Below are 26370 nucleotides of genomic sequence, written 5' to 3'. Positions count from 1 at the left end.
TATGTATTTCGGCCACCTTTTTATTTTTAAATTTTATAAGTTATATTGTTTAAATTTGTTCATGCTATCTATATTTTTAAAGTATTTGTCTATAGTAGCTCCACCAAGACATTCTAAGTCATCATAAAAAACTACTTCTTGTCCTGGAGTTATAGCCTTTTGCTTATCTTCAAATTCTACAAAACATGTATCATCTTCCATAATAGTTACTGTAACATTTTGATCTGGCTGTCTATATCTAAATTTAGCAGTACATTTAAAGCTGCTAGGCTTAGGATTATTGCTTATAAAACTTAGATCTGTAGCTACAAGACCGTAAGAATATAAAAGAGGATTATCCTCACCTTGAGCTACGTAAAGTATATTGTTTTTAAGATCTTTTTCAGCTACGAACCAAGCGTTACCTTCACCACCTATACCAAGGCCTTTTCTTTGACCCAAAGTGTAATACATAAGTCCATTATGATTCCCTTTTATTTCTCCAGATAAAGTCTTTATGACACCGGGTTTTGCAGGCAAAAATTCGCTTAAAAATTTATTGAAATCTCTTTCACCAATAAAACAAACTCCAGTGCTATCTTTTTTATCTGCAGTTTTAAGGTTTGCCTTTTTTGCTATTTCTCTTAGCTTTGGCTTTTCTAAATGACCTATTGGAAATAATGACTTAGAAAGCTGATATTGATTTAACTTACATAAAAAATAAGATTGATCTTTATTAGTATCATCACCTCTTAAAAGTTTGTATTCTTCATCTTTAAATACTACATTCGCATAATGACCCATAGCTATATAATCAGCATCTAATTTTAAAGCCATATCTAAAAAAGCTTTAAACTTTATTTCTTTATTACACATTACATCCGGATTTGGAGTTCTACCTTTTTTATATTCTTCTAAAAAATAGGTAAAAACCCTATCCCAATATTCTTTAACAAAATTCACGGTATAATAAGGAATTTCTAATTGATCGCAAACTCTTCTAACATCGTCATAATCTTCTGTTGCCGTGCAGGCACCATCATCATCTTTTTCATCCCAGTTTTTCATAAATATACCCACCACGTTATACCCCTGTTCTTTAAGTAATAATGCGGCCACAGAAGAATCAACACCACCAGACATTCCAACAATCACTTTTGTATCTTTAGGATCTTTCATATATATCAATGTCAAAAAATGACATCTTCCTCCCTTCATATTAATAATTCTATTATACATACATATACTTTCTTTGGCTATTTTACTGACTAAATATTTTTAACACAAAATGCTTTATTAATCAATATCTTATAAAAGATATTATTTCAAGGTATATTTTAAGATGATAATTCTAATACTACTAAGGTAAATAAAACATTATAAAAGGAGAGGTTAAAATGCAATTAAATCAATTAGAATTACAAAATTTAAGGCATCTTATAGGAGCTCATGAAACAGCAAATAAGAAGCTTAGTGATTATGCACAAAATGCTACAGATCCACAAATAAAACAAATGTTCGAAAAGTCGGCTACAGATGCAGAAAATACAAAACAAAAATTAATTAACTTTTTAGGATAAAAGGAGGAGTATAAATGCAAGATAAAGAAATGGTTAATGATATTTTATCTATGGTAAACAGTAGTCTTACAGGATACGCAAGTGTTATAAGTCAAACAGAAAATCAGCAATTAAGGCAAACTATTCAACAAATAAGAAATTGTGATGAAGAAGGTCAATATAACTTATTTAAAGTTGCATCCCAAAAAGGATTTTATAAGCCAGCAGCACAGGCAAATCCAACAGAGGTACAAGAAGTTAAATCACAGTTTAATTATTAAAGCATTTAGACCTAAGGGTATTAAATTTGAAGTTTAATTAATTCTAAAAATATAAAGATAAATTAAATAATAAAGGCTTTCAAATTAATAATTTGAAAGCCTTTATTGTTACATATTTCACATAAGGACATCTTAAAGCTCAAATATAAATATAAAATTGAAGTTTTTATTAACTATTTCATAATATAGAACTTAAAAGCCAAGACTTATATTAGATTATTTTTTAAAAAATAGATTAACATTTCTAAAAAGAAGTGATAAAATAACATTAGTCGATATTCTTTTAGAAATCGAACTCATACACAGTAAAACAAATATTCAACTTATATCCTATAAGGAATAAGAGTGAGGAGGATGTCATGGAAAATAGAACAACACTATCAAAAACAAGACAACTTACAGTGGTAGGAATGCTATCAGCCATATGTATTGTGTTAGGTGCTACAGGATATGGATTTATTCAGCTCCCTATAGCAAAAATAACTATAATGCATATACCTGTAATAATCGGCGCAATAGTAGAAGGACCTAAGGTTGGAATGCTTATTGGATTTATGTTTGGAGGTTTTAGCCTTATACAAAACATAGTTGCTCCAAATATGTTATCTTTTGCATTTATAAATCCTTTAGTTTCTATATTGCCAAGGGTATTAATTGGTTTAACATCTTATTATAGTTATAAACTAATTAAGGTGAAAAATGAGTCTTTAAGGATAGGTATAGGAGCAGCGGTAGGGTCTTTAACAAATACAGTAGGAGTTTTATTTATGATATATGTACTGTATGTGGACAAGTATGCAGAAGGAAAAGGTCTTACTGTCGCTAAGGCAACAAAAACTATTTTTGGGATAGCATACACTAATGGTATTTTAGAAGCCATAGCCGCAGTGTTAATAACCGTTTCTGTAGTAGGAGCTGTAAACAAGATAATAAAAGATAAAAAGCATACTAAATAAACTTTAAATAAATAAATTAAAGCTTGCATATTAAAAGTGCAAGCTTTAATTATTTAAAAGTATTTTAAATAATTAAATTTAATATTAAAAAAGATTATTTAAAATCATTTTCATTAAAATCTTTATTTGATTCATGATAATCTACATCTTCAAAGGGTTTATTAAAATTAGGATCTTTTTTAATTAAATCTTTTTTATCTGGCAAAACAATAGCAGCAGCAATATAAACTATAACACCTACAAAATAAATAAAGGCCAGAGCAATCCAAGCTAATCTTACAATAGACACATCTATATTAAAATATTCAGCAACCCCAGCACAAACACCAGAAATCATTGATTGTTCTTTAATTTTATATAATCTTTTTTTATCATTCATATAAATTCCTCCTAACATGAAATTTGTTTTTATGATTACATTATATAATTATAAGTGTATTATAACTAGTTATCAGGGTAACAATTTAATATGACTATAGTAATATTAAAATAAATAGTGGATATATATTTATATAATGTTTATAATTAATAAGAAGAAATTAGAGATAATAATATAAAGTAGGTGATATATATGGAAATATATTTAGATAACAGCGCTACCACAAAACCTTATGATGAGGTTACACAAATTTTAGTATCTACAATGAAAGAGGTTTATGGTAACCCATCTTCTTCTCATAAACTAGGTGTTATGGCAGAAAAAAAATTAAATGAGGCTAGAGACACCATTAGTCACACTATAAATTGTTCAAAAGAAGAAATTATATTTACATCTGGGGGTAGTGAAAGTAACAATCTTGCTATAAAGGGTTTTGTTAAACCTGGCAATCATATTATAACTTGCGCTACTGAACATTCTAGTGTTTCAAATACAATAAAAGAAATGGAAAGACAAGGCGTAAAAGTTACATATCTTTCTTTGGATACAGAGGGAAAGATCGACTTAGAGGAGATTAAAAACAGTATAAATAAAGATACGGTGCTTGTTTCTTTAATGCATGTAAATAATGAAACTGGTATAATCCAAGATTTAAAGTCCATAGGTAATATAATAAAAGAAAAAAGCCATAGAGCTAAGTTTCATGTGGACTCAGTGCAAGGTTTTGGAAAATTGAAGATAAATGTAAAAGAATGCAATATTGACTTACTATCTGCTAGCGGACATAAAATTCATGCACCTAGGGGTGTAGGCTTTTTATATATAAAAAATCAGCTAAGACCTAAACCACTTATTGAAGGGGGAGGACAAGAAAAAGGTTTTAGAGCAGGTACCGAAAATGTTGCATCTATAGTTGCATTAGCATTAGCAAGTAAGATGATGAATGATAATATAAAAGAAAATTATATTAAGGTTAACTCTGTTAAGGCATACTTTATTGAGAAATTAAAAGAGTTTGAAGGGGTTAGGATAAATAGTCCACTAAAAGATGAATTTAGCCCTTATATATTAAATGTAAGCTTTAAAGATATAAAAGGAGAGGTTTTACTTCATGCTTTAGAGGATGATGATATTTATGTTTCTACAGGATCTGCATGCTCATCAAAAAATTCTAAGGAAAGTAGAATCTTAAAAGCTCTTTTAGTACCTAATGATTACCTAGAAGGGGCTATTAGATTTAGCTTTTCAGAGTTTACAACTAAAGATGAAATAGATTATACTTTGCAAGTGCTTAAAAAGTCACTTGGATTTTTAAGGAGAGTTAAAATATGAAAAGAATAATATTGGTAAAATATGCATCAGAAATATTTCTTAAGGGCCTAAATAGAAATAAGTTTGAGAAAAAGCTTAAAGAAAATATAAAAAAGGTATTAAAAGATATTGATTATGAGTTTATAACAGATCAAAATAGATGGTTTATAGCAGGAGAAGACCTTCAGGGAATAATAGATAGAGTGAAAAGAGTTTTTGGTATTGCTGAACTTTGTATTGTGAGAATGATACCAGCAGAAATGGAAGAGATTAAAGTAGAGGCTTTAAAGGTTATGGAAGATATAAATCCACATGACTTTAAGGTAGAAACTAAAAGGGCAAACAAAGAGTTTCCGATAAATTCTTTAGAAGTCAGTAGGGAACTTGGTTCACATATATTAAGTAATATGGAAGATATGAAAGTTAACGTAAGTAAGCCTGAATATGTTTTAAATATTGAAATAAGAAAAAATGCCTATGTATACGAAAAGAAAATAAAAGCTATAGGTGGAATGCCTTATGGGATGAATGGAAGTACAATGCTTATGCTATCAGGTGGATTTGATTCTCCAGTTGCAGGATACTTAATGGGTAGACGAGGAGTAGAATTAAGCTGTGTTTATTATCATAGTTCACCCTATACTAGTGAAAGAGCTAAAGAAAAGGTAAAAGATTTATCAAAGATACTAGCGTCTTATACTGGACATATAAAGCTTTATGTAGTACCTTTTACTGACATACAAATGGGCATAGTTGAAAAGTGCAGAGAAGATGAACTTACAATAATAATGAGAAGATTTATGATGAGACTTGCCTGCGAACTTGCAAGCGTAAAGGGCATAGACTCAGTAACAACTGGTGAAAGTGTAGGGCAAGTAGCAAGTCAAACTATGGCAGGACTAATAGTAAGTGATGACGTAGCTGATAGACCTGTTTTTAGACCATTAATAGCTATGGACAAGAATGATATAATGGATATAGCAAGGGAAGTTGGAACTTATGATACATCCATATTACCTTATGAAGATTGTTGTACAATCTTTGTTCCGAAGCATCCTAAAACTAAGCCAAGACTTAAAGAAATAATAAAGTCTGAAGAAGCCTTAGATATAGAACTATTAGTAAAAGAAGCAATAAACAATACAGAATTAATAGAATTTTAAATATACAAAGGCGAAAAGTGTTATTAAATACTTTTCGCCTTTATATACAGTTAACAAAAAATTAAGATATATTATGACAAAAAACATAAAAATATAGTATAATGGGTATAGTTAAACTTAACAAAGGAGATGATTTTTTTGTTTAAAAAGAAGTATTTATGTACTTTCATAAGTGTTTCTTTGCTTTTTACTACGGTTAATGTCGTTTATGCAGCTCCGAGTTATGTAGATAAGAAAGAAAATGAAATACAAGAAAATAATAAAAAAATAAAAGACCTAGAAAATAGGAATAAAGAAATACCAAAGATACAAGGTGATTTAAAAGAAGAGTTAAACTCTCTTCAAGGTAAATTAGAGGAAAAAGAGCAACAGCTTGAAGATACAAAATCTAAGATAAATCATTACGAAAACGAAATAGCTAAAATTGAGGAGGATATCTCATCAATTTCTAAAGATATCAAAGAAACAGAAGACATAATTAACAAAAAGATTGAAGAAATAAAAAAGCGTGAAGAAGAAGAGAAAGAAAAGGAAGAAATACTAGGTCAAAGACTTAGAGGAATGTACATAAATAACCCAACAGATGCAATCCTAAAAGCTATTTTAGATAGTGGTGATTTTGGAGATTTAATTTCTAGGGTAAATAATATCAGTCGCATGATAAAACTCGATAAAGAACTTATAGAAGAAGTAAGAAGTATGAAAGAAAACTTAGAAAACGAAAGAAAAGGTTTGGAAGAAGAAAAAGTTAATTTAGATAAAAAAATGACTTCTTTATCATTTAATAAAGAAAAGGTAAAATCTACTCAAAAGGAACTATTAACTGAAAAAGATAATGGACAAAGCATAATATCAGACCTTAATAATATTGAAAAAGATAAAAAATCAACTATAAATAAATTAGATAAAGAGAAGTCTTCAAATGAACAAGATGTGTCAAAACTTGTAGAATTTAATGATAAAGCAAGATCACAAATAGATAATTTTATTAAGGATCAAATTAATAATAAACCAGCAGACAAAACCCCACAAAACGACAAGGAACAAAGTAATTCATCAGGATTTATAAGACCTGTAGATGGAACCATAACTAATGGATTTGGTGAAAGAATTCATCCAATAACCGGGGTTAAAGGCATGCATCATGGTGTGGATATAGCAGTAGGAAGAGGAACACCAATAAAAGCAGCTCAAGGTGGTACGGTTATTACAGCAACATATAATGATATATATGGAAATATGATTATTTTAAGCCATGGGAATGGTGTACAAACTGTTTATGCACATGCTGATAGTCTTAATGTATCTGCAGGGCAGCAAGTGAAACAAGGACAAGTTATTGCAAAAGTAGGTTCCACAGGTATGAGCACAGGTCCACATCTTCATTTTGAAGTTAGAATAAATGGAAGTGTAGTAAATCCTATGTCATACATATAACAATCTAAAGAAAACAAAAAGAAAGCGTATAATATTATGTGCTTTCTTTTTTCTTATATATATATTATATTAATTGTGGATAATATAATTAAGAAAGGAGTTAAGATATGGATAAAGAAATAATTATGAATATGGATGCAAATATGCTTCTAAGTATATTAAACATGAAACTAAGAGATGAGTTCAATACATTAGAAGATCTAATTAAAAGTTATGATTTAGATAGAGAATTATTAACAAATAAATTATCAAAATCAGGGTATATATATAATGTTAAAATTAATCAGTTTACACAAAAGTAGTTGTATTGGTGGAAAAGTAAAATAAAGCTTATAGATTTTTAAAATTATAATATGTATTTAAAAGAAAGAAGGGTACTTTGTATGAAAGATTCAAAAGAAATAAATGAATCTATATTAAAAGATAATGTAGAACATGGTTATGAAGGATACACAGAAAATATATTTAAAGAAAAGGTTATAAAATCATTTGGTTGTGGATGTCAGGGAAGAGATGCATCTAAGGGTGAGTCAAGGTGTAATTGTAAAAATAAAAGATAGTGCTACTTTATATAAAGTTTAAAAAACTTCTTAATAAAGCTCCTCTTAAATTTATAGTTTAATTTAAGAGGAGCTTCATTAATTTTAAAGTTTACATGTATGGATGTAGTTCAAATATAGAGATAATATCTATATTATTCCTTTTCCATTAAGAAAAGATTTATACTTCATATCAGTTATCAGTATGTGGTTACTTATCCAATCCAACAAAAAGGAAAGTGCCTCTAACATGGACCTTTTTTGGTTTATATAGATATCCTCATTAAATTCTAAGCTTTTTATCTTATTTATAAAAGTATCATGCTGAGCTTTATGTACAGCAATATTTTCATATCCATTGTTAATCATTAGCTCTTCCTCAAATTGAAAGTGATAGATTGTATAATTTGTTAGTTCGTTAAAAATTTGTTTAACCTCATCATATTGATCAGTTATAACATCATATTCCTTTAGACAATCAGATAACTTATTAGCAATTTTAAAAAGTTCTTTATGCTGATTGTCGATATCACTTATATTAACACTATAAGATTCTTTCCAAAGAAACATAAAAATTCCCCCTTACTTAATATAGACATATAATTATAGCATAAAACTATATATCTATATTGTAAAATTGAGTTTGTAGAAGAATCTACGATTAATATCAATAAGATTTTACCTTTAAAAATTAACTTAGCTTGAAAAACAAATATATAAATGCTATAATTCATTGATAATACAAAAATACAAAATTGTATTATACACAAAATAAAATAAAATCTACAAGATGGAAATATACAGTAAATCTATCGCTTATTAAAGTAGTCCAATTATATTACGAATGGCTAGGAGGGGAGATATGGGTAAGCCTAGTATATTCAGTAAAGATTACCAAAGGAAGATGCGGAAACGAAGATTTAAAGTGGTAATTATAATATTGATTATAATTATTGCCCTAGGAACTATCTTTTATAGTGAATATATACCTAATTTTATAGAAGAAACAAAGAAACAATATAAAGTTAACAAAGAAAAACAAGATATAGAAGAGCAACAACAAATTGAAGAAGAAACAAAAATGAAAGAAGAAACATTAAAAGTTGATGAAAAAGAGGATGAAGAGTCTACAGAAGAACTTTATTATAAAGTTAGGGTTACTAATGATTCTATAGTGAAACTTATATATGAAGAACAAAACCAAGAAAAAAGATACAAGTTTTTAGATGTTAATGGACAAAAAGTAAGTTTTGATATAAACCCTTCAGGGAAAAATATGATTATATATGAAGAGGATACTCAAAATTTATTTATTTATGACATTGATGGACAATATGTAGATGGTACTTTAAAAGGGTTTACATCATCATCTTCTAATAAGACTTTCAACAAAAATGAAGTGCTAAATCAAGATCCTACTTATATATGGTGTGGTACGCCTAAATTTTATAATGATAACAAAATAGCATATATAAGTCAGTTACCATGGTTTGGAAAAGAAGAAAAATATATATGGACCTTAGATTTGAATGATTTATCGCACAAAAATACAAATATATCAGGCCAAAAATTAACCATAAATGGTATCAAAGATAAAGGCCTTGAAATAGATGTGGATGGTACTTTAAATTATATAACAATTGATGATAATATAATAAAATAAATATTTTAGACACTTTATAAAAAAAGACTATTAGTTTAACCTTAAATTTAAATTATTCCATATAATATTTGAAATAGTTTTTATAATTATGTTATAATGTGTAGGTTAATATATAGCTTTTAATATAAGAGTTTATTAGGAGGAATTACAAGATGAACGTTAAAATGGAAAAACCAGAAATAAATATGGTTGAACTGGAAATTACAGTAGATGCTAAAAAGCTTAGTGAAGCATTGAAGAAATCATATAATAAGAATGTAAAGAAATTCAATGTACCAGGATTTAGGAAGGGTAAAGCACCAATTGGAATCTTAAAACAATATTATGGCATAGAAGTGCTTTATGAAGATGCTATAAATTTCTGTTGTGAAGATACATACCCAAAAGCTATAGAGGAAAATAAGCTTGAAGTAGTGGATTACCCTCAAATAGACATAGTTCAGTTAGAAGAAGGAAAAGATTTTATTTACACTGCAAAAGTTGTGGTTAAACCTGAAGTTGAACTTGGAGAATACAAAGGACTCGAAATCAAAAAAACAAAACATGAAATAGATGAAGAAGAAGTTGGAAAACAACTTAAAGCTATGCAAGAAAAAAATGCTAGATTAGAAGTTAAAGAAGAAGGCAAGGTTGAAGATGGTAATATTGCAGTTATAGATTTTAAGGGATTCATAGATGGAGAGGTTTTTGAAGGTGGAGAAGGAAAAGAATATCCACTTGAAATAGGATCAGGAACATTTATAGGGGACTTTGAACAACAATTAATAGGAACTGCAATTGGAGAAAGTAAAAATATTAATGTTGATTTCCCAGAAAATTACGGCAATGAAGATTTAAATGGAAAACCAACTACTTTTGAAGTAACAGTAAATGAAATAAAAGTTAAAGAACTTCCAAATTTAGATGACGAATTTGCTAAAGAAGTATCTGAATTTGATACTTTAGAGGAATTAACAAAAGATATAGAAGTGAAATTAGCAGAAGATAATGAATTAAAAGAAAAAAGAGAATTTGAAGAGGCTGTAATAGAAGCTGTTTGTGCTAATACAACTATAGATATACCAGAAGTAATGATTAAAAAAGAGATAGATCAGATGATGAAGGACTTAGAGATGAGACTTCAATATCAAGGATTAGATCTTGAAACTTATTATTCATATACTAATAACACAGAAGAAAAAATGAGAGACTTCATGAAAGAAAATGCAGAAAAGAAAGTTAGAACTGACTTAGTTCTTCAAAAAATTAGTGAAGTTGAAAAAATAGAAGCTACAGAAGAAGAAATAAGAGAAAAGGCTATGGAAGTTGCAAGCCAATATGGAGATAAAGAAATAGAAAAAACAGCTGATTTAATTGTTAGCGCTCAAGGAGAATTATTAAAATCAGATGTAATAATTTCAAAGACTTTAGACTTTATAGTAGAAAGTAGTAAAGCCATAGAAGAATAATATTTAAATTACATTGCCAGAATAATTAGTTTCTGGCAATTGTTTTTAATACAATGGAATTTATATAGAATTTGATGTATAATTGATATACAATATTAAATAAATAATATTATATAGTTACAATATAAAAAATTGGTTATATTATATAATGTAAGATATTTTAAGGAGGTAATGGTATGAGTTTAGTACCTATGGTAGTAGAACAAACTAATAGAGGAGAGCGATCTTACGATATATTTTCAAGACTTTTAAAGGATAGAATAATACTTTTAAGTGATGAAGTTAATGACACTACTGCAAGCCTTATAGTAGCACAATTGCTTTTCTTGGAAAGTGAAGATCCAGATAAAGATATACATTTATATATAAATAGTCCAGGAGGATCAATAACATCTGGCATGGCTATTTATGATACTATGCAATATATAAAACCTGATGTATCAACTATATGTGTGGGGATGGCAGCTTCTATGGGATCATTTTTGTTAACAGCAGGGGCAAAAGGAAAAAGATTTGCTCTTCCTAATAGTGAAATTATGATACATCAACCACTTGGAGGATTTCAAGGTCAAGCAACAGATATAGATATACATGCAAGACGAATATTAAGAACAAAAGATTTATTAAATAAGATATTAAGTGAGAGAACAGGTCAACCAATTGAAGTTATAAAAAGAGATGTAGAAAGAGATTATTTCATGACTTCAGAAGAAGCTATGAATTATGGAATAATAGACAAAGTTTTAGTAAAAAATGAACTAGATGTATAAACTAACTTTTTTTAATTTGACCTTAGCGAGGTGTAACTATGGTAAAATATGATGATAAAAAGCAATTAAAGTGTTCCTTTTGTGGAAAAAACCAGGATCAAGTAAGAAGACTTATAGCAGGTCCTGGAGTTTATATATGTGATGAATGTATAGAATTATGTTCAGAAATTATTACAGACGAGTTTGAAGAGAGCTTGCAGTTAGATGTAACTTCAATTCCTAAACCAACTGAAATTAAAAATTATTTGGATCAGTATGTAATATCTCAAAATGATGCAAAAAGATCTTTAGCGGTGGCTGTTTACAATCACTATAAAAGGATAAATTCTAATGAGAGCGAACATGATGTTGAACTTCAAAAAAGTAATATATTATTGCTTGGTCCAACTGGTTCAGGAAAAACATTATTAGCACAAACTCTAGCAAAATTTTTAAATGTTCCTTTTGCTATGGCTGATGCTACTACATTAACAGAAGCAGGATATGTAGGTGAAGATGTTGAAAACATACTTTTAAAGCTAATTCAAAACGCAGATTATGATGTTGAAAGAGCAGAAAAAGGTATAATATATATAGACGAAATTGATAAGGTATCAAGAAAATCAGAAAATCCATCTATAACACGTGATGTTTCTGGAGAAGGGGTTCAACAGGCACTTCTTAAAATGCTAGAAGGTACTGTGGCTTCAGTTCCACCTCAAGGAGGAAGGAAACATCCTCATCAAGAGTTTATACAAATTAATACTTCTAATATATTGTTTATATGCGGAGGTGCTTTTGATGGTGTAGATAAGATAATAGAAAATAGAACTAGAAAAAGTTCTATGGGATTTGGAGCAAGTATTCAGTCTAAAAATGAAAAAGATATGGGTAAATTGCTTAAAGATATATTGCCAGGAGATCTTTTGAAATTTGGACTTATACCAGAATTTGTAGGTAGGCTTCCAATAGTTGTCACATTAGAAACTTTAGATAAAAATGCTTTAGTAAGTATACTAAGTGAACCTAAAAATGCTCTTGTTAAACAGTATAAAAAGTTGTTTGAGTTAGATGATGTTACTTTAGATTTCGAAGATGGAGCTTTAGAAGCTATAGCTGAAGAAGCACTAAATAGAAACACAGGTGCAAGGGGTCTTAGATCTATAATTGAAGAAATAATGAGAGATATAATGTTTGATATTCCTTCGGATGAGGAAATACACAAAGTTATAATAACTAAGGAATCTGTAAAAACAAAACAACCTCTTTTCGAAAGGGTAGAAGGACAAAAAAGATTGCCTATGAAACCAAAAAAGTCTAAGAACAAAAAAGGCATAGAAAGTGCTTAAATTATAGAATTCATACTGTGCCATTTATTTAAATATAAGTTTAATTATAAACAACTCCTTAGTTCAAGGAGTTGTTTATTTTTAAATATAAGTAAATCTTTATACCTATATAAAATTAAAAATATCTAGGCTTTATTAATTCAATTTTATGATGATTATATGGGCATAAATATAAAAAAATGAATTTATATAGGTCTAGTAAGATTAACTCTATATTATAATTGAATTTTAATTGTAATATGTGTATACTAAATAAGATCGATTAATATATATAAGTGTATCTAAAACAATTTGATAATTAGAATCATTTGATATTCAAAACATATATTTTACTATTTATGTATAAGAAATTTAAAATCACTTTATAATATACCAGAGAAACGAGGTAAGAAAATGGACAAAAAAGTAAAAGAAATTCCTCTTATTCCTTTAAGAGGAATAACTATTTTTCCTTACATGGTCTTACATTTTGATGTAGGTAGAGAAAAATCTATTGCTGCATTAGAGGAAGCTATGATGAGGGATCAAGAAATATTTCTTGTATCTCAAAAAGATGCAAAGATAGAAGAGCCAGAAGAGAGTGAAATCTATACTGTAGGAACTTTGTGTAGTATAAAACAAATATTAAAATTACCAGGGGATACTGTAAGGGTATTAGTGGAGGGATTAAACAGAGCAAAAATCATAAAATATTTAGAAAAAGAACCTTTTTATAAAGCACAAATTAATGTATTAGAAGAAGGCGACTATATAAAGGATAATAAGTGTGAGGCTCTAGTTAGAACACTTAGAGAAGTATTTGAAGATTATATAAAATTATCAGCAACTATACCATCGGAAGCTTTAATTAGCTTTGATGATATGGAGGACCCAGGTAGGTTAGCTGATATAATTAGTTCTTATCTAATGCTTAAGGGCGATATAAAACAAGAACTTTTAGAAGTATTTAATATAGCTAAGCGAATAGAAAAATTAATTGTGGTTATAAATAATGAACTGGAAATTTTAAATATAGAAAAAAAGATAGGCGTAAGGGTAAAAAATAAAATAGATAAAGTTCAAAAGGAATATTATCTAAGAGAACAATTAAAGGCTATTCAAGAAGAATTGGGAGAAGACGACGAAGATAAAAAAGAAATAACTAAGTACAAAAATAAAATAAAGAAAGCAAAGCTTCCAAAACAAGCTAAGGAAAGAGCTCTTTATGAATTAGAAAGACTAAAAGGAACCGGGAGCTATTCTTCTGAAGGTGGGGTTATAAGAGCATACATTGATTGGATATTAGAGCTACCTTGGAATGTTGAAACTATTGATAATTTAGATATAAAAAAGGCAAGAGAAATATTAGAAGCAGAGCATTATGGTTTGAATGATGTAAAAGATAGAATAATAGAATATTTAGCAGTAAAGCATATGAGTAAGTCCCTAAAAGGACCTATACTTTGTTTAGTAGGACCTCCTGGGGTAGGAAAAACATCTATAGCAAAATCGGTAGCCCACGCTTTAAATAGAAATTTTGTTAGAATGTCTTTAGGTGGAGTAAAAGATGAAGCAGAAATAAGAGGTCACAGAAAGACTTATGTTGGAGCTATACCTGGAAGAATAGTATACGGTATGAAACAAGCTAAATCTAAAAATCCTTTATTTTTATTAGATGAAATAGATAAAATGAGTAATGACTTTAGAGGAGATCCATCGGATGCTTTATTAGAGGTATTAGATTCAGAGCAAAACAATACTTTTAGGGATCATTATTTAGAGTTAGAAATGGACCTTTCAAATGTAATGTTTATAACTACAGCAAATACCCTAGATACAATACCAAGACCTCTTTTAGATAGAATGGAGATAATAGACGTATCAGGATACACCTACGAAGAAAAATTAAATATAGCTAAAAGACACTTAGTTCCCAAACAATTAAAAGAACATAATGTGGATGAAGATATAATCAAATTTACTGATAGTGCTATTAGTGAAATTATAGAGGGATATACTAGAGAGTCAGGTGTTAGAAATTTAGAAAGACAGATAGCATCTGTTATAAGAAAGAGCTTAACAGAAATGCTAGAAAAAAACACAAAATCAGAAAACATAACAATAAGTCAAATTAAAAAGTATTTAGGAAGTGTGAAATTTACTTATGATAAAGCGGATAAAGAAGATAAAATAGGTGTAGTCACAGGAATGGCTTGGACTGCTTATGGTGGAGATATATTACCTATAGAAGTAAGTGCTATGAAGGGAACAGGAAAGCTAGAACTTACAGGACAATTAGGAGATGTAATGAAGGAATCAGCTAAAGCTGGATATAGTTATGTTAGATCAAATGCATCTAAGTATGGTATAAATCCAGACTTTTACAAGATAACAGATCTGCATATACATGTACCTGAAGGTGCAGTACCAAAAGATGGGCCTTCAGCAGGGGTTACCATGATAAGTGCAATAGTATCAGCATTGTCTAAGAAAAAGGTAAGACATAATGTTGCTATGACAGGTGAAATAACTTTAACTGGTAGGGTATTACCTATAGGTGGACTTAAAGAAAAATGCTTGGCAGCTTATAGAGCAGGCATAGACACAGTAATAATACCAAAAGAAAATGAAAAAGATCTATCAAAAATGCCTAAATCTATAAAAAGCAAATTAAACTTTATTGTAGCTACACATATAGATGAAGTTATAAAAAATGCTTTAATTGAGGAGAAATAAAATGATAATAAAAAGATCAGATTTTGTAACATCTGCCGTAACTAAAAGACAATATCCAGAAGATAAAAAGACAGAAATAGCATTTTTAGGAAGATCTAATGTAGGTAAGTCTTCATTAATTAATGCTTTGACAAACAGAAAAAAGCTTGCAAAGGTAAGTTCTACACCAGGTAGAACACGACTTATAAACTTTTTTTTAATAAATGATGACTTCCATTTAGTTGACTTGCCAGGATACGGTTATGCTAAGGTGTCAAAAACTGAAAAGGCCCGTTGGGGTAAGATAATTGAAGAATATCTTATTAGCAGCACTACACTTAAGAGAGTTGTACTATTAGTAGATTCTAGACATAAACCATCAGCAGATGATGTTATGATGTATGAATGGATAAATTATAATAATTATGATGTGGTTGTAATAGCAACTAAGAGCGATAAGATATCAAAAAGAGAAAAAGCAATGAATGAAAAACTTATAAAAGATACCTTAAATTTAAAGCCAGAACATAGGCTGATATTTTTTTCAGCTGTAAAAAAAGATGGAAGAGAAGAAATTATAGACCTATTGTTTGAAGATTTAGCATTAAAGTAAAACATAATTTAATAAAAAGCTTGATATTATATGAACATAGTATCAAGCTTTTTTGTTGTCCATAGATATTTATATTGTAGTTATATAATTATTAAGTATGCAACACATGCATAATATATGAGCATATGTAAATGTTAGTATAAATAAAATAAATGTTAGTATAAATAAAATGTAAGTATAAGTAACAAAATAGGCTGGAAGGAATAGTATATAGTATAACCAAAGCAAAATAAAAATTTAGGAAAAGGAGGAGGTAAAGTGGATATAACAAATTTAATAAGTGAATTAAGTAATAATACGGAGGGATTAAATATGGATGGATTAAACGCAAATAATATCTCATCTCTCATTGGAGGAAGGGGCTGTTCGAATAACAATAATTTGATAATACTAATTTTCTTGCTATTTTGCTGCTGCAATAAAGGTGGCTTTGGACAAGGAAATCAAGGAAATACTGTTTGTTTAGAATCTTGTTGTAAACCTAAAAAGAGAAAGTTTAAATGCTGTGAGGAGCCTGAAAGACTAATATGTAGACCTGCTGATTGTTGTAACAACGGAGGTTTTGGAGGTTTTGGGGGGAATTGGTGTTGGATAATAATCTTAATATTAATTCTATGTTCCGGTAGGGGAAACTCAATATGCGGGGATAAATGCTAGAGTAACAAAAGGTAATCTTGAGTGTAATTGAGGAAATGGCTGTGAAAGCAGAGGACTCAATATATGTACCCTATTACCACTTCTATTGATTCTAGGGAAACTGGATTAATAAATAATAATAGAGTATATACTTTAATCCTTTTATTCTAGTGTTGCTGTGTAGGCAACATGGAAAAACCTTGTGTTGCTAGTTTAAAAGGAAATTGGAGGGCTGAAAAGCCCTCCAAAAAAGTTATATAATAAGGAGGCGTATAATGGGAAAAAAGAAAAGAAAGGATTACGATAGAGAAGATAGACAACCAGCAATACAAAATGATAATGGAAACTATGGTGGCATAAATCCTATGATGTCTATGCTAAATAATGTAGATATGAATAAATTATCTACCATGTTAGGGCTTTTAAACTCTAATGGTACTGATCTCGGGAATTTAAACATATCAGATTTAATTGGCACTATGAACAATCAAGGTACTTCTACTAATGCTACTGCTAATAATAATAATAATACTTTAAAATCAAATAATCAAATAAGAAGAAACATAGATATTAATGTAGAAAATGAAGCTATTGTACAGCTTCTAAACGCATTAAAACCTTTTTTAGGTGATAAATCAGATATAATTGACAATGTAATAGATATATATTTATCAGAAGATGAAAATGATTAATGTATACTTATAAAAAGCTATGTTTTTATTAAAAACATAGCTTTTTATATAACTATTTAATCTTGAATTTTATTTATTAACATAGTACATCTTCCATCCAATGATGCCCCTTCTTTTATAGTTACATGCTTAACTGTGATATCACCAGAGATATTTCCTAAAGGCTCTATTATAAGATTGTCTTCGCAAGTTATGTTACCTTTGACTCTGCCATTCACCTTAGCATTTTTACAACTTATATTGCCATTGTATAGAGCTGTTTCACCGATTATAATATCATCCTTCCATGTGATGTCGCCATCTATAGAGCCATCTATTTTAATTAGACCTTCACCAGAAATATTGCCTACGATACTGCATAGCTCACCTATTAGGGTCTCTATTCGATCAAGGTTTTTACCATCCTTATCAGAAAACATTTTAATCCCCCTTAGAATTAATAAAAAAATCATAAAAACTTTTTTAATAGCGTATATTTTAAATTTATATGTCAATAATATTAAGGAGATAGGAGATATATCTCCTATAGCTAAATTTTTTTAGCGATACAAAACCCCCATCCCCCTTTGGGTCGCTTTTAGCGGCCCTTATTTTTTAAAATTAATTAAAATATAGAATTAATTATTTAATATAGATATAGAATAAATTTTAAATTCATTATTATAAGATTCACAAGGCTTTAATATAATGCTTAAACAATATTGAAGCTTTGAGTTTGGTTTAGATTTTAATATATAACTAAAGTTTATATTCCACTTTATTTCCAAAGGTCTATTATTGTTATCCCAACTTGTGTCAGTGAAAAATCCATCTAAAAACTTAAAGTTGGTCCCATCCAGAGATAGTTGATTTAAAGAAGACATATTTTTAGACATTAATCCACTATAGAATATGTCAAGGTTACTAGAGTCACCTTCAGTTAAGTTCTCTATGTAATAGATAAGTCTTAAGATTGAATCTCCTCCAGGAAAAATTAATGTGTCATAACTAAACTGGTTTAATTCCTTCTTAAATAGTATGTTATAACACATAGTAAATTCACCATCTTTTATATTTCCCGATAGAAATTTTGGAGACTTTTTATTACCGTTATCTAAGAAGCCTATTACATTGTTATTTGAACAATAAATATCTTTGAATTTATGTTCATCCCAGTAGAACACATGCTGTATAGGGATATCATTTTCAGAACACTGTGTAAATATGGAGGGTAGTTTATCTTTTGATATACTCATGATTGTAGCTCTTAAAGGCCAATGGGGATAGGATTTACCTAGAGTATTTATTTTTTTAAAAGGCTTTAAAAAGTAGGTCTCATTTTCGGTATTTACTTGAAGATAGTATTTATTTTTAGATGTCTTTGTATAAAGTATATCCTTTTTACCATCTCCATTAAAATCTTCTTTAATACTTTGTGAATCATTTAAAGAAACAAAGGTAGTAGAAGTTTTGTTGAACTTAGGCCAGAGAATAGTTAATAAAGAAAGTATTATAAGAAAAATACATATAAAATAACCTTTTTTAAATATAAACACTTTCAATCTCATAAAGCCACCTCTTTTAATTATATGAATCTAAAAAGATTAACTCTTATATATAAAATATATTTAAGATGAATGAAGAATATGATAAAAATAACAATATTTAAACGTATAAGATTTTGTGATTTTTACTTAGTAGGAGGATAACATGAAAAGAAATAATATATACATAATAAGTATAATTTTATTGTTAGTAAGTTTATCTGGTTGTGCTTTAAATAAAAAAGAAAAGAATAATAATGATAAGGAAAATAATGATATAAATATATATATTGATACAAAGGATGAAGTTTCAATAGAGATGATTCAATTTGCTATAGATTCATATAAGAATCAGAAAGAAGGAACAACTGTAAATATAAAAGCTCCTGTTAATAAAAAGGATATAAATACATATTTGAAAGATACCAAAGAAATAGACTTAGTTGTAACTAATAGAAACAACATTTTAAATCTTAGTAAACAAGGACTTATAGCTGATTTAAATGAATTTTACAAGAAAAATGATATAAACAATAGATTTTACAATATAATAACATCTTACGGGGTGAAAGGAGATCAATATTTTGCATTAGGACTTTTACCTTTTACAATTCAAATAATATATAATGAAAAGTACTTTGAGGATAAGGGGATAGAAATTAACAAAGTTACACTTGAAGAACTAATAAAGCTTACCAACGATAAAGATGTTAAAGTACCTATTCTAGCACCTGAATCTATTGATGCTATGGAGATAATTAGTGTATTGCTAGAAGATAATCTAGTAGATAAAAAACAATTAGAAAATATTTATGAAGGAAATGTTGAAAAGTATAATAATTTTAAGGATATCCAAGCGGTTTTAGATGAGTTGAATAAGTTAACTAAAGAGGGATATTTAACTAAAGATATGTTAGAAGTAAAAGACAAAGACGTATTAAATTATATTGACAAGGGTAGATATCCTATGGCTATTGTAGCATCATCTTATAATAATGACGAAGAAAGATTAAATACTAAAGTATTGGGTAATTATAAACTTATAGGCAAAGAAAAGACTCCAGTAGTATTTATGGATGCATTAATTGCAGTTGCAAATAATTGTAAAGAACAAGAAGAGGTAATAGAATTTATGAAGTTTATTTATAGCGATGAATTCCAAATGAAGATATCAGAAAAGGGATTTGTTACAGGTAATATAAAAGCTATGGAAGATAATAATTTAATAAATTCTAATTTGAAAAGTGATATAATTTCTAGCAATATGAGTAATATACCATATATATATAGCTTGCCTCCTAAAATTAGAAATGAAGTTAAATCAGAAATATATAATATACTAAGGGGTAATTACAACGGAGATGAATGGAAGAAGATAATAAGAGACTCATATTAATACTATATTATAACAATAATTATAGTAAAGTCTTCTACTAAGAATAAATATTATAGAATAAAATAATGGCTACTCCTAAAAGTTAGGAGTAGCCAGATTTAATTAGAACAGACAGCAAAAGAACTACTATTGATTTTGCTGCTTACACTTAGCACATAATCCATAAAAATATAACCTATTAGTTACTATATCGTAATCCGTATAGGGCTTTATGGTGTTGTTAAGTTCGTCAAAATTTATACCTTCTATATCATCCACACGGTTACAACACATGCATTGAATGTGGGGATGTGTTCCAATTCTCCCATCATACCTAAAGTTTCCTTCACCTACATTAAGTTCTTGAACAAGGCCAACTTCTACTAAAGTCTTTAAGGCTTTGTAAACAGTGGCTAAGCTCATTGTAGGATAAGAGGGTTGAAGTGATTTATATATAGCTTCAGCCGATGGGTGCTCATGAGTAGATTGAAGGTACTTATAAACAGCAATCCTCTGTGGTGTTAGCTTTAACTTTTTTTCTTTAAAAACAGCTGTTATATTATCCATTGTGCACCATCCTTATTATTTAATTACTTCTATTGTATAATAAAAATTATCACAAGTCAAAATCTAATTAGTAAGTTTAAAGATAATGTTATTTATGTATCAAATAAGCACGATTACTATTATAACATTAATAGAATATAAATAATATAAGATTTAGATGTATGAATAAAATAAAGTCTAATATAAAATATAAAATAGAAATAAAGCACTTGTATTTTTATGAAAATGTGATAGAATAAACTTAAGGCTGTTAATAAATTAACAATATTTGCACATGTTCATTTCACCTTAAAGAACAGAAATTCTGTTCTTTTTTTTTAGACGTTTATAATAAACAAAGAAGGATTTTTAAGATTTTATTAGAACTATATAATGTATAAGTCAATTTGTAACAAAAATTAAAAATTAGGAGGTTTTAAAGTTGGTAGATTTAAATAAAGCTTTAAGCTATGAAAAATATATGGAGTCTTCCACAAAAGAACAATTAGAGATATATAACAAGACATTTATAAGTGATGAAAATATTGTAAAATTAAAAAAATTAGATGAAAATATAAATGTTATAGCGTTTAGTGAAGGGTACTGTCCTGATTGTAATGTATCCTTGCCTATGTTAAAAAGATTTCAAGAAATAAACTCTAAGATATCAATATATATATTTAAAAGAGTAGGAAATGAAAAGTTTTTAGAAGAAAACTTAGGTGAGGCGAGGATTCCAACATTTATGTTTTTTGATAAGGACATGAAAGCTTTAGGTGTATATGTAGAATTCCCAAAAGAACTAAAAGAAAGAATAATTAGTGAAAAGATTGATGAAAAGAAAAAGTTAATTGAAGATTATAGGCAAGGAAAATATAATCTTCTCATAGAAGAAGAATTCTTAGATATTATTTTTTCTAATAGATAATTTTAAGAAAATTAATATTTAGGGGGCATATATGGATAAAAAACAGATAGCAATTATAAAGAAAAATATAAAGGCTAATAGTAATATCTTGAAATTAGAAGAGATATATAGTTGTTACTTTAAAAAAGATAGTGGAAAGATAATATTTAGTGAAAAAAAGGATTTTAATAGAATTGAGGAAGAAGTTCAAAAACTATATATTAATAATTTTAAAAAGTTATTAACAGGTAATATAGATGAAAAGTTATTCCAACTTGATTTTATTGAAAAAGAAGAATTAAGTACTCAAAATATACTTCTTAATTTATTGAATGAGGATATTGAAGAGGATAGTATGGAGGCTTTGGTAAAGAAAATATACGAAAACTGCATATATGACACTGATATTACTATAAACATATTAAAGGGTAGATATACTATAGACAAAAATTCTTTATTAGATGAAAATCCTAGTTTCATTTTAGTGTCTATAAATAGAGTAGCTGCACCTAAAAAGTCTTTAAAATTTGATTATGAAAGTAAAAGCTTTAAAGAAAGTTCTAACTTAGATGTTATTTTAGATTTAAATGCTCCGATACAAGGGTTTCTCTACCCTATCTTAGATTTAGAGGGGCAAGACCTAAATAAAATACTATATTACAATGGAAAAATAAAAACTCTAGATGAGGGATTTATAAAAGGGGTACTAAATTGTGAAATAAAACCTACCCTTACAGAAGATAAGGAGAACTTTGCAAATATAATAAAGTTTTCTGCAAAAGATGGATTAAAGATATCCACATTAAAGGACTTATATGAGTTTTTAGGGGAACAAAAGGAAAATGGTGAGGATAGCTTAACTATAAGAGATATACTTCCATTTATAGAAGAAGAAAGTGCTCTTAAAGAAGAGGAATTATTAAATATAAGCAAAAATATTTTAACTAAAGAAGATTATGCTTTCAATATAAATAGCATATTACCAGATTCTAAGTCTAAATCGTTGAAGATTGAAAATCAATATGTAACTATAAATATAAGTCCTACAGCATTAGATAAAATAAAACAAAATGTGGGCGAAGACGGTAAGAGATATCTTATGATAAGCATGGATGAAAAATCATATATAGGTGACATAGAAATCAAGGATGATGAGGTTAAAAAGGATATTGAAGATTTAAGCTTAGCTGTAGAAAAATAAAATAGCAGATTAGAGGATCTTTTTAATATATATAGTTATTTGAGAGATTATAAGGGTTAAGGCATAATCAAAGATTATAAATATAACCTGTAAAATTAATAATAATATATAGTAAGGAATATTCATAGAAGGAATAGGGAAAGACAATTGCTTATAAATATAAAAAAGTATTAACATAGATATATTAAAAAAGATTAATTTTAATAGTATTTCTAAAAAAGGTTTCCTTAATCCTTCTATATAATATTTCATAAAAGCATAAAGACCAAAGAAAAGAAGGTATGAAATAGATAAACCTTTTAGTCCTAGTATAAAGGATAATATAAAGCAAGATATATATACTATAAAGGAGGCTCTTATATCAATAGATAAGATTGAAATTGATATTATTGAAGTAGTTATTGCAAGTAAAGTTAATTTGCTTGTGGGAATTATACTTGAAATGTATAATGTTATCACAGTTAGAGATGTAAAAAGTCCACCTTTAGCAATATATTTACTCTTATCCATTTAAAATCCTCCTTATTTATTATTAATTAGCAACAAGGGATACAATCGCCACCGAAGCATTCGCACATACTATCAAGGCACCAAAGCCTAAGGCACATATCACAGGCACCACCACTGCTATTAGAATTACCATATGATTGCCTATATCCTGTAGTCCTAGCATTTATCATATTTAATGCCTGCCTATATTCAAAGTTATTGGGATCTAATCTACAGGCTGTTGATATGTAATTTAATGCACTATCATTCCAACCCTTTTTTAGATGAACCATGCCCATAAGGTAATTCCATTCACCATTCCTTACTTTTAGATTGTTTAGAGCTCTTTCAGCAGATGATATATCTCCTCTTTGAATATACATTCTTACTTCATTAAAGTTATTATATTCAGAATTATAATTTTCATTACTATAATTTTGTTTTGAATTATTATTTTTAGAATCTTTTAAAAGATAATTATAAGCTTCGTTTATTTCTCTCATCTTATCTTCTGCTAGATCTTTTAAGGGGTTATTTCCATATTGATCAGGATGGTACTTTTTAGCAAGTTCTCTATAGGCTAATTTTATTTCTTCATCTGTAGCATTTTCTTTAATTCCAAGTATTTTATATGGATCGCTCATAATAATTACACTTCCTTTTTTAGATTTATATAAATATTATCTTTATTATACTTTTTTGGGTAGAATACCTTATCCATTTTTTCCATTAAGCCATATTTTAATATGTTTTCTATTAAATCTTTATTTTTTTTGATTGGTAGTTTGTAGAAGATATCTAAGCATTGTGAAGCACAGTAAACTAATATAAACTCAACCCTATCTTTTATTAGAGAATAAAACTCTAAAAACTCTAAATTATTTTCATTAAAACAGTGATTTATAGGGTTAAACTTATTATTTTTCATATCATCCTTTAGGTCATCTATAGCATCTATTAGATATATCCATTTTCCAAGATTATATCCAAGCCAATAAAGATCCTCAATAAAGCTTTTATCTTTGAAGTTATAACTTGTTAAAAGGATACCTGTAAGATCAGCGAAGGTGTCACTTATACTGTCTATATTATTTTCGATTAGATCCTTTTCTTGGTTTGAAAGTTTTTCTAAAGAGGCTTTTATTTGATTTTCAACATCTTTTAGATAGAGAGGATTCTTTTTTATGTATAGATTAGAAATTGAATATAGTATATTATATTTAAAAGCTTTTTCGTCATTTAAATCATCTAAAAACTTATAATGTGTCAAAGTTATATTAAGTTTTGAAGCATAATCTACTGAGCTGTTATTACGAACATATAGCCTTTTTTTTATAGGATGCACAGGACAACGTTCAAGATTTAGCTCCAAGGGTTCATCTAAAAGGGCATCTATTAGGATAGCTAAAAAGGTCATATCATAATTTAGTGAAATACGTGGTATATTACCATAATTACTTTTTATAGACTTGCATACACCACAATAATATGCTTTAAATATTTCGTAATCTTTTATTTTAAGCTCCATCTTACATGGAGTAACATATCCAAACATATATATATATTTCTCCTTTATACTTATAGAGTTTGCAATGATAACTATTATATAAAGTGATTATAACATAAAAATTATCATAGTATCAAAGATTGTTATGATAATTAGTGGAAGGATTTAAATCTATGTTTAGGTTAAGATATATTTATAAATTATTATATAAATTGTTTATATAATGGTATGTTTAAAGAAGTTATGATAAAATTGAATTACAAACTTGAATTAAAGGAGGTAGAATATGAGTAAATATAAAGTAGGGGATGAATTAATAATAATTGAAAACCCAAAAATAGAAGACGAAAAATTAAGAGATATGACGAAACTGCAAATTAATGAGGACTTTGCTCAAATCTCTTGGGGTCTTAAGATAGTTGATGTTGAGTATGATAAACCCAATGTAACACTTTCATATAGAAATGTGTATGGAGAACTTAACAAGGTATTTGCTGTTTGTAAGGATATAGCCAACTTTGATCAGGGAAAAGTTTTAGAAAAGGCTTTGTTAAAGGCTTTCCAAAATGAAATTATTAATATTACAGTAGTTAAGAATTCTGGAAAGAAGTGTGACAAGTAGAAGTTTGTAAATTAACTATTGTATTAATTATGCCTATGATATAAAACAGGCAGTAGATATGGTGATAATCATTAAAACTCTATCTATTGAACGGTTTAGACATAGGTATCATTGTTAATATTTTATCATTTCATTTTTAAAATTTAAATCAATTTATATTCTATAAAAATATAAAAGTAACCTTAGCTACCATTTTTAGCTAAGGTTACTTTTATTAAGTTACTATAGTCTCAACTGATCAACAATATGTTTTTTACTTAGTATTACTTTAAGGATAGTAGAGCCAAGTATTGTAACTACTACAAATTCTCCTAAAGCTATATATAAAGCGGTTGCTATAAAGGGAGCATTTGTTAATAAGGTAAATTCTAGGCCTAAAATAACACCATTAAAGATTGCTGGCCATAAAGAAGATATAATAACATTTTTTGATTTTGTTATCATAAATAAGCTTATAGTGGTGGCAAAGCTTCCAAAGAAGACATCTACTATACCAAGTGGACTGGTAATATTTGCAATGACACAACCTAAAACTAATCCTGGTACGTAAAGTGGGTCTATAAATGCTAGTAATACCATAACCTCTGAAATCCTAAATTGAATAGGACCGTAACTTATAGGAGCAAGACCCATGGTTATTATTGCATATATAGCTGCTACTACAGCCATTTTCATCATTTTGTTTAAAGATATTTCTTTTAAATAATATTTAAATACTACAAAGAGCATAAATAAGGTTAAAAAAGAAAATA

General features: G+C 28.1%; 30 protein-coding genes. 20 read left to right on the top strand and 10 right to left on the bottom strand.

Annotated elements, in window-relative coordinates; translation table 11 throughout:
* Positions 1-33 precede the first annotated feature (33 nt).
* Positions 34-1158, bottom strand: a complete 1125-nt coding sequence (gene mnmA, locus BV55_RS0101335; protein WP_029450918.1) for a tRNA 2-thiouridine(34) synthase MnmA — start codon at positions 1156-1158, stop codon at positions 34-36.
* Positions 1159-1376: 218 nt separating this feature from the next.
* Here mnmA and BV55_RS0101330 point away from each other — a divergent pair, with 218 nt between their 5' ends.
* The 3 genes from BV55_RS0101330 to BV55_RS0101320 all read left to right on the top strand — a co-directional run bounded on the left by BV55_RS0101330 (position 1377) and on the right by BV55_RS0101320 (position 2775).
* The gene (locus BV55_RS0101330) at positions 1377-1559 is read left to right on the top strand and encodes a hypothetical protein (protein WP_029450917.1); all 183 of its coding nucleotides are present in this window, start codon (positions 1377-1379) and stop codon (positions 1557-1559) included.
* A gap of 14 nt (positions 1560-1573) precedes the next feature.
* A complete protein-coding gene (locus tag BV55_RS0101325; protein ID WP_029450916.1) occupies positions 1574-1819 on the top strand; it encodes a spore coat protein in 246 nt (81 codons plus the stop codon).
* Positions 1820-2178: 359 nt separating this feature from the next.
* Positions 2179-2775: an ECF transporter S component gene (locus tag BV55_RS0101320; protein ID WP_029450915.1), complete on the top strand. Its 597-nt coding sequence runs from the start codon at positions 2179-2181 to the stop codon at positions 2773-2775.
* Between the two features lie 94 nt (positions 2776-2869).
* On the opposite strand, the gene BV55_RS15915 is transcribed toward BV55_RS0101320, so the two are convergent.
* Positions 2870-3154 (bottom strand): PspC domain-containing protein, encoded by a 285-nt coding sequence (locus BV55_RS15915; RefSeq protein WP_084170465.1) that lies wholly within the window; start codon positions 3152-3154, stop codon positions 2870-2872.
* A gap of 192 nt (positions 3155-3346) precedes the next feature.
* Here BV55_RS15915 and BV55_RS0101310 point away from each other — a divergent pair, with 192 nt between their 5' ends.
* From BV55_RS0101310 to BV55_RS15495, 5 genes are all read left to right on the top strand, one after another.
* A complete protein-coding gene (locus tag BV55_RS0101310; RefSeq protein WP_029450912.1) occupies positions 3347-4486 on the top strand; it encodes a cysteine desulfurase family protein in 1140 nt (379 codons plus the stop codon).
* Positions 4483-5628, top strand: a complete 1146-nt coding sequence (thiI, locus tag BV55_RS0101305; protein WP_029450911.1) for a tRNA uracil 4-sulfurtransferase ThiI — start codon at positions 4483-4485, stop codon at positions 5626-5628. Before BV55_RS0101310 ends, thiI begins: the two co-directional genes overlap by 4 nt.
* A gap of 138 nt (positions 5629-5766) precedes the next feature.
* The gene (locus BV55_RS15005) at positions 5767-7065 is read left to right on the top strand and encodes a murein hydrolase activator EnvC family protein (RefSeq protein WP_051652358.1); all 1299 of its coding nucleotides are present in this window, start codon (positions 5767-5769) and stop codon (positions 7063-7065) included.
* A 107-nt stretch (positions 7066-7172) separates the two neighbouring features.
* The gene (locus BV55_RS0101295) at positions 7173-7367 is read left to right on the top strand and encodes a DUF4250 domain-containing protein (RefSeq protein ID WP_029450909.1); all 195 of its coding nucleotides are present in this window, start codon (positions 7173-7175) and stop codon (positions 7365-7367) included.
* An 81-nt stretch (positions 7368-7448) separates the two neighbouring features.
* A complete protein-coding gene (locus BV55_RS15495; RefSeq protein ID WP_157469581.1) occupies positions 7449-7625 on the top strand; it encodes a hypothetical protein in 177 nt (58 codons plus the stop codon).
* A gap of 129 nt (positions 7626-7754) precedes the next feature.
* Here the strand turns inward: BV55_RS15495 and BV55_RS0101285 are convergent, their stop codons facing one another.
* A complete protein-coding gene (locus BV55_RS0101285) occupies positions 7755-8174 on the bottom strand; it encodes a bacteriohemerythrin (RefSeq protein ID WP_029450908.1) in 420 nt (139 codons plus the stop codon).
* A gap of 292 nt (positions 8175-8466) precedes the next feature.
* Here BV55_RS0101285 and BV55_RS0101280 point away from each other — a divergent pair, with 292 nt between their 5' ends.
* The 8 genes from BV55_RS0101280 to BV55_RS0101245 all read left to right on the top strand — a co-directional run bounded on the left by BV55_RS0101280 (position 8467) and on the right by BV55_RS0101245 (position 17448).
* Entirely contained in the window at positions 8467-9267 is an 801-nt protein-coding gene (locus BV55_RS0101280) for a hypothetical protein (RefSeq protein WP_029450907.1), read from the top strand.
* A 152-nt stretch (positions 9268-9419) separates the two neighbouring features.
* A complete protein-coding gene (tig, locus tag BV55_RS0101275) occupies positions 9420-10715 on the top strand; it encodes a trigger factor (protein WP_029450906.1) in 1296 nt (431 codons plus the stop codon).
* Between the two features lie 176 nt (positions 10716-10891).
* Positions 10892-11485 carry an ATP-dependent Clp endopeptidase proteolytic subunit ClpP gene (gene clpP, locus BV55_RS0101270; RefSeq protein ID WP_029450905.1) on the top strand — a complete coding sequence of 198 codons (594 nt, stop codon included), beginning with the start codon at positions 10892-10894 and terminating at the stop codon, positions 11483-11485.
* Between the two features lie 38 nt (positions 11486-11523).
* Positions 11524-12813: an ATP-dependent Clp protease ATP-binding subunit ClpX gene (gene clpX, locus BV55_RS0101265; RefSeq protein WP_029450904.1), complete on the top strand. Its 1290-nt coding sequence runs from the start codon at positions 11524-11526 to the stop codon at positions 12811-12813.
* 393 nt (positions 12814-13206) lie between these two features.
* Positions 13207-15528 carry an endopeptidase La gene (lon, locus tag BV55_RS0101260; protein WP_029450903.1) on the top strand — a complete coding sequence of 774 codons (2322 nt, stop codon included), beginning with the start codon at positions 13207-13209 and terminating at the stop codon, positions 15526-15528.
* 1 nt (position 15529) lies between these two features.
* Entirely contained in the window at positions 15530-16120 is a 591-nt protein-coding gene (yihA, locus tag BV55_RS0101255; RefSeq protein WP_029450902.1) for a ribosome biogenesis GTP-binding protein YihA/YsxC, read from the top strand.
* Between the two features lie 258 nt (positions 16121-16378).
* Positions 16379-16777 carry a hypothetical protein gene (locus BV55_RS0101250; RefSeq protein ID WP_029450901.1) on the top strand — a complete coding sequence of 133 codons (399 nt, stop codon included), beginning with the start codon at positions 16379-16381 and terminating at the stop codon, positions 16775-16777.
* Positions 16778-17031: 254 nt separating this feature from the next.
* The gene (locus BV55_RS0101245; RefSeq protein WP_029450900.1) at positions 17032-17448 is read left to right on the top strand and encodes a hypothetical protein; all 417 of its coding nucleotides are present in this window, start codon (positions 17032-17034) and stop codon (positions 17446-17448) included.
* A 56-nt stretch (positions 17449-17504) separates the two neighbouring features.
* Here BV55_RS0101245 and BV55_RS0101240 read toward each other — a convergent pair whose 3' ends face one another.
* Both BV55_RS0101240 and BV55_RS0101235 read right to left on the bottom strand, forming a co-directional pair.
* Positions 17505-17867, bottom strand: a complete 363-nt coding sequence (locus tag BV55_RS0101240; protein ID WP_029450899.1) for a bactofilin family protein — start codon at positions 17865-17867, stop codon at positions 17505-17507.
* A gap of 198 nt (positions 17868-18065) precedes the next feature.
* Positions 18066-18995, bottom strand: a complete 930-nt coding sequence (locus BV55_RS0101235; RefSeq protein ID WP_029450898.1) for a hypothetical protein — start codon at positions 18993-18995, stop codon at positions 18066-18068.
* A gap of 142 nt (positions 18996-19137) precedes the next feature.
* Between BV55_RS0101235 and BV55_RS0101230 the strand changes: the two genes are divergently transcribed.
* Complete coding sequence (locus BV55_RS0101230) at positions 19138-20367, top strand: ABC transporter substrate-binding protein (RefSeq protein WP_029450897.1); 1230 nt, start codon at positions 19138-19140, stop codon at positions 20365-20367.
* Positions 20368-20493: 126 nt separating this feature from the next.
* Here BV55_RS0101230 and perR read toward each other — a convergent pair whose 3' ends face one another.
* Positions 20494-20913 carry a transcriptional regulator PerR gene (gene perR, locus BV55_RS0101225; protein WP_029450896.1) on the bottom strand — a complete coding sequence of 140 codons (420 nt, stop codon included), beginning with the start codon at positions 20911-20913 and terminating at the stop codon, positions 20494-20496.
* A 421-nt stretch (positions 20914-21334) separates the two neighbouring features.
* On the opposite strand from perR, the gene BV55_RS0101220 reads away from it, so the two are divergent.
* The gene (locus BV55_RS0101220) at positions 21335-21820 is read left to right on the top strand and encodes a thioredoxin family protein (protein ID WP_029450894.1); all 486 of its coding nucleotides are present in this window, start codon (positions 21335-21337) and stop codon (positions 21818-21820) included.
* 31 nt (positions 21821-21851) lie between these two features.
* Positions 21852-23000: a DUF4317 family protein gene (locus tag BV55_RS0101215; RefSeq protein WP_029450893.1), complete on the top strand. Its 1149-nt coding sequence runs from the start codon at positions 21852-21854 to the stop codon at positions 22998-23000.
* A 9-nt stretch (positions 23001-23009) separates the two neighbouring features.
* Here BV55_RS0101215 and BV55_RS0101210 read toward each other — a convergent pair whose 3' ends face one another.
* Genes BV55_RS0101210 through BV55_RS0101200 form a run of 3 tightly spaced genes read right to left on the bottom strand, consistent with a single transcriptional unit; the run spans position 23010 to position 25044 of the window.
* Positions 23010-23510 (bottom strand): hypothetical protein, encoded by a 501-nt coding sequence (locus BV55_RS0101210; RefSeq protein WP_029450892.1) that lies wholly within the window; start codon positions 23508-23510, stop codon positions 23010-23012.
* A gap of 26 nt (positions 23511-23536) precedes the next feature.
* On the bottom strand, positions 23537-24133 hold the full coding sequence (locus tag BV55_RS0101205) for a J domain-containing protein (RefSeq protein WP_029450891.1): 597 nt from the start codon (positions 24131-24133) through the stop codon (positions 23537-23539).
* Between the two features lie 5 nt (positions 24134-24138).
* Positions 24139-25044, bottom strand: a complete 906-nt coding sequence (locus BV55_RS0101200; protein WP_051652357.1) for a DUF5685 family protein — start codon at positions 25042-25044, stop codon at positions 24139-24141.
* Positions 25045-25282: 238 nt separating this feature from the next.
* On the opposite strand from BV55_RS0101200, the gene BV55_RS0101195 reads away from it, so the two are divergent.
* The gene (locus tag BV55_RS0101195; protein WP_029450889.1) at positions 25283-25618 is read left to right on the top strand and encodes a hypothetical protein; all 336 of its coding nucleotides are present in this window, start codon (positions 25283-25285) and stop codon (positions 25616-25618) included.
* 222 nt (positions 25619-25840) lie between these two features.
* Here BV55_RS0101195 and BV55_RS0101190 read toward each other — a convergent pair whose 3' ends face one another.
* Positions 25841-26347 (bottom strand): QueT transporter family protein, encoded by a 507-nt coding sequence (locus tag BV55_RS0101190; protein ID WP_084170584.1) that lies wholly within the window; start codon positions 26345-26347, stop codon positions 25841-25843.
* Positions 26348-26370 lie beyond the last annotated feature (23 nt).

It is taken from the genome of Clostridium algidicarnis (assembly GCF_000703125.1).
Classification (GTDB): domain Bacteria; phylum Bacillota; class Clostridia; order Clostridiales; family Clostridiaceae; genus Clostridium_L; species Clostridium_L algidicarnis.
Note: the sequence above shows the minus strand (reverse complement) of the source record. Positions and strands in the feature narration are given on the sequence as shown.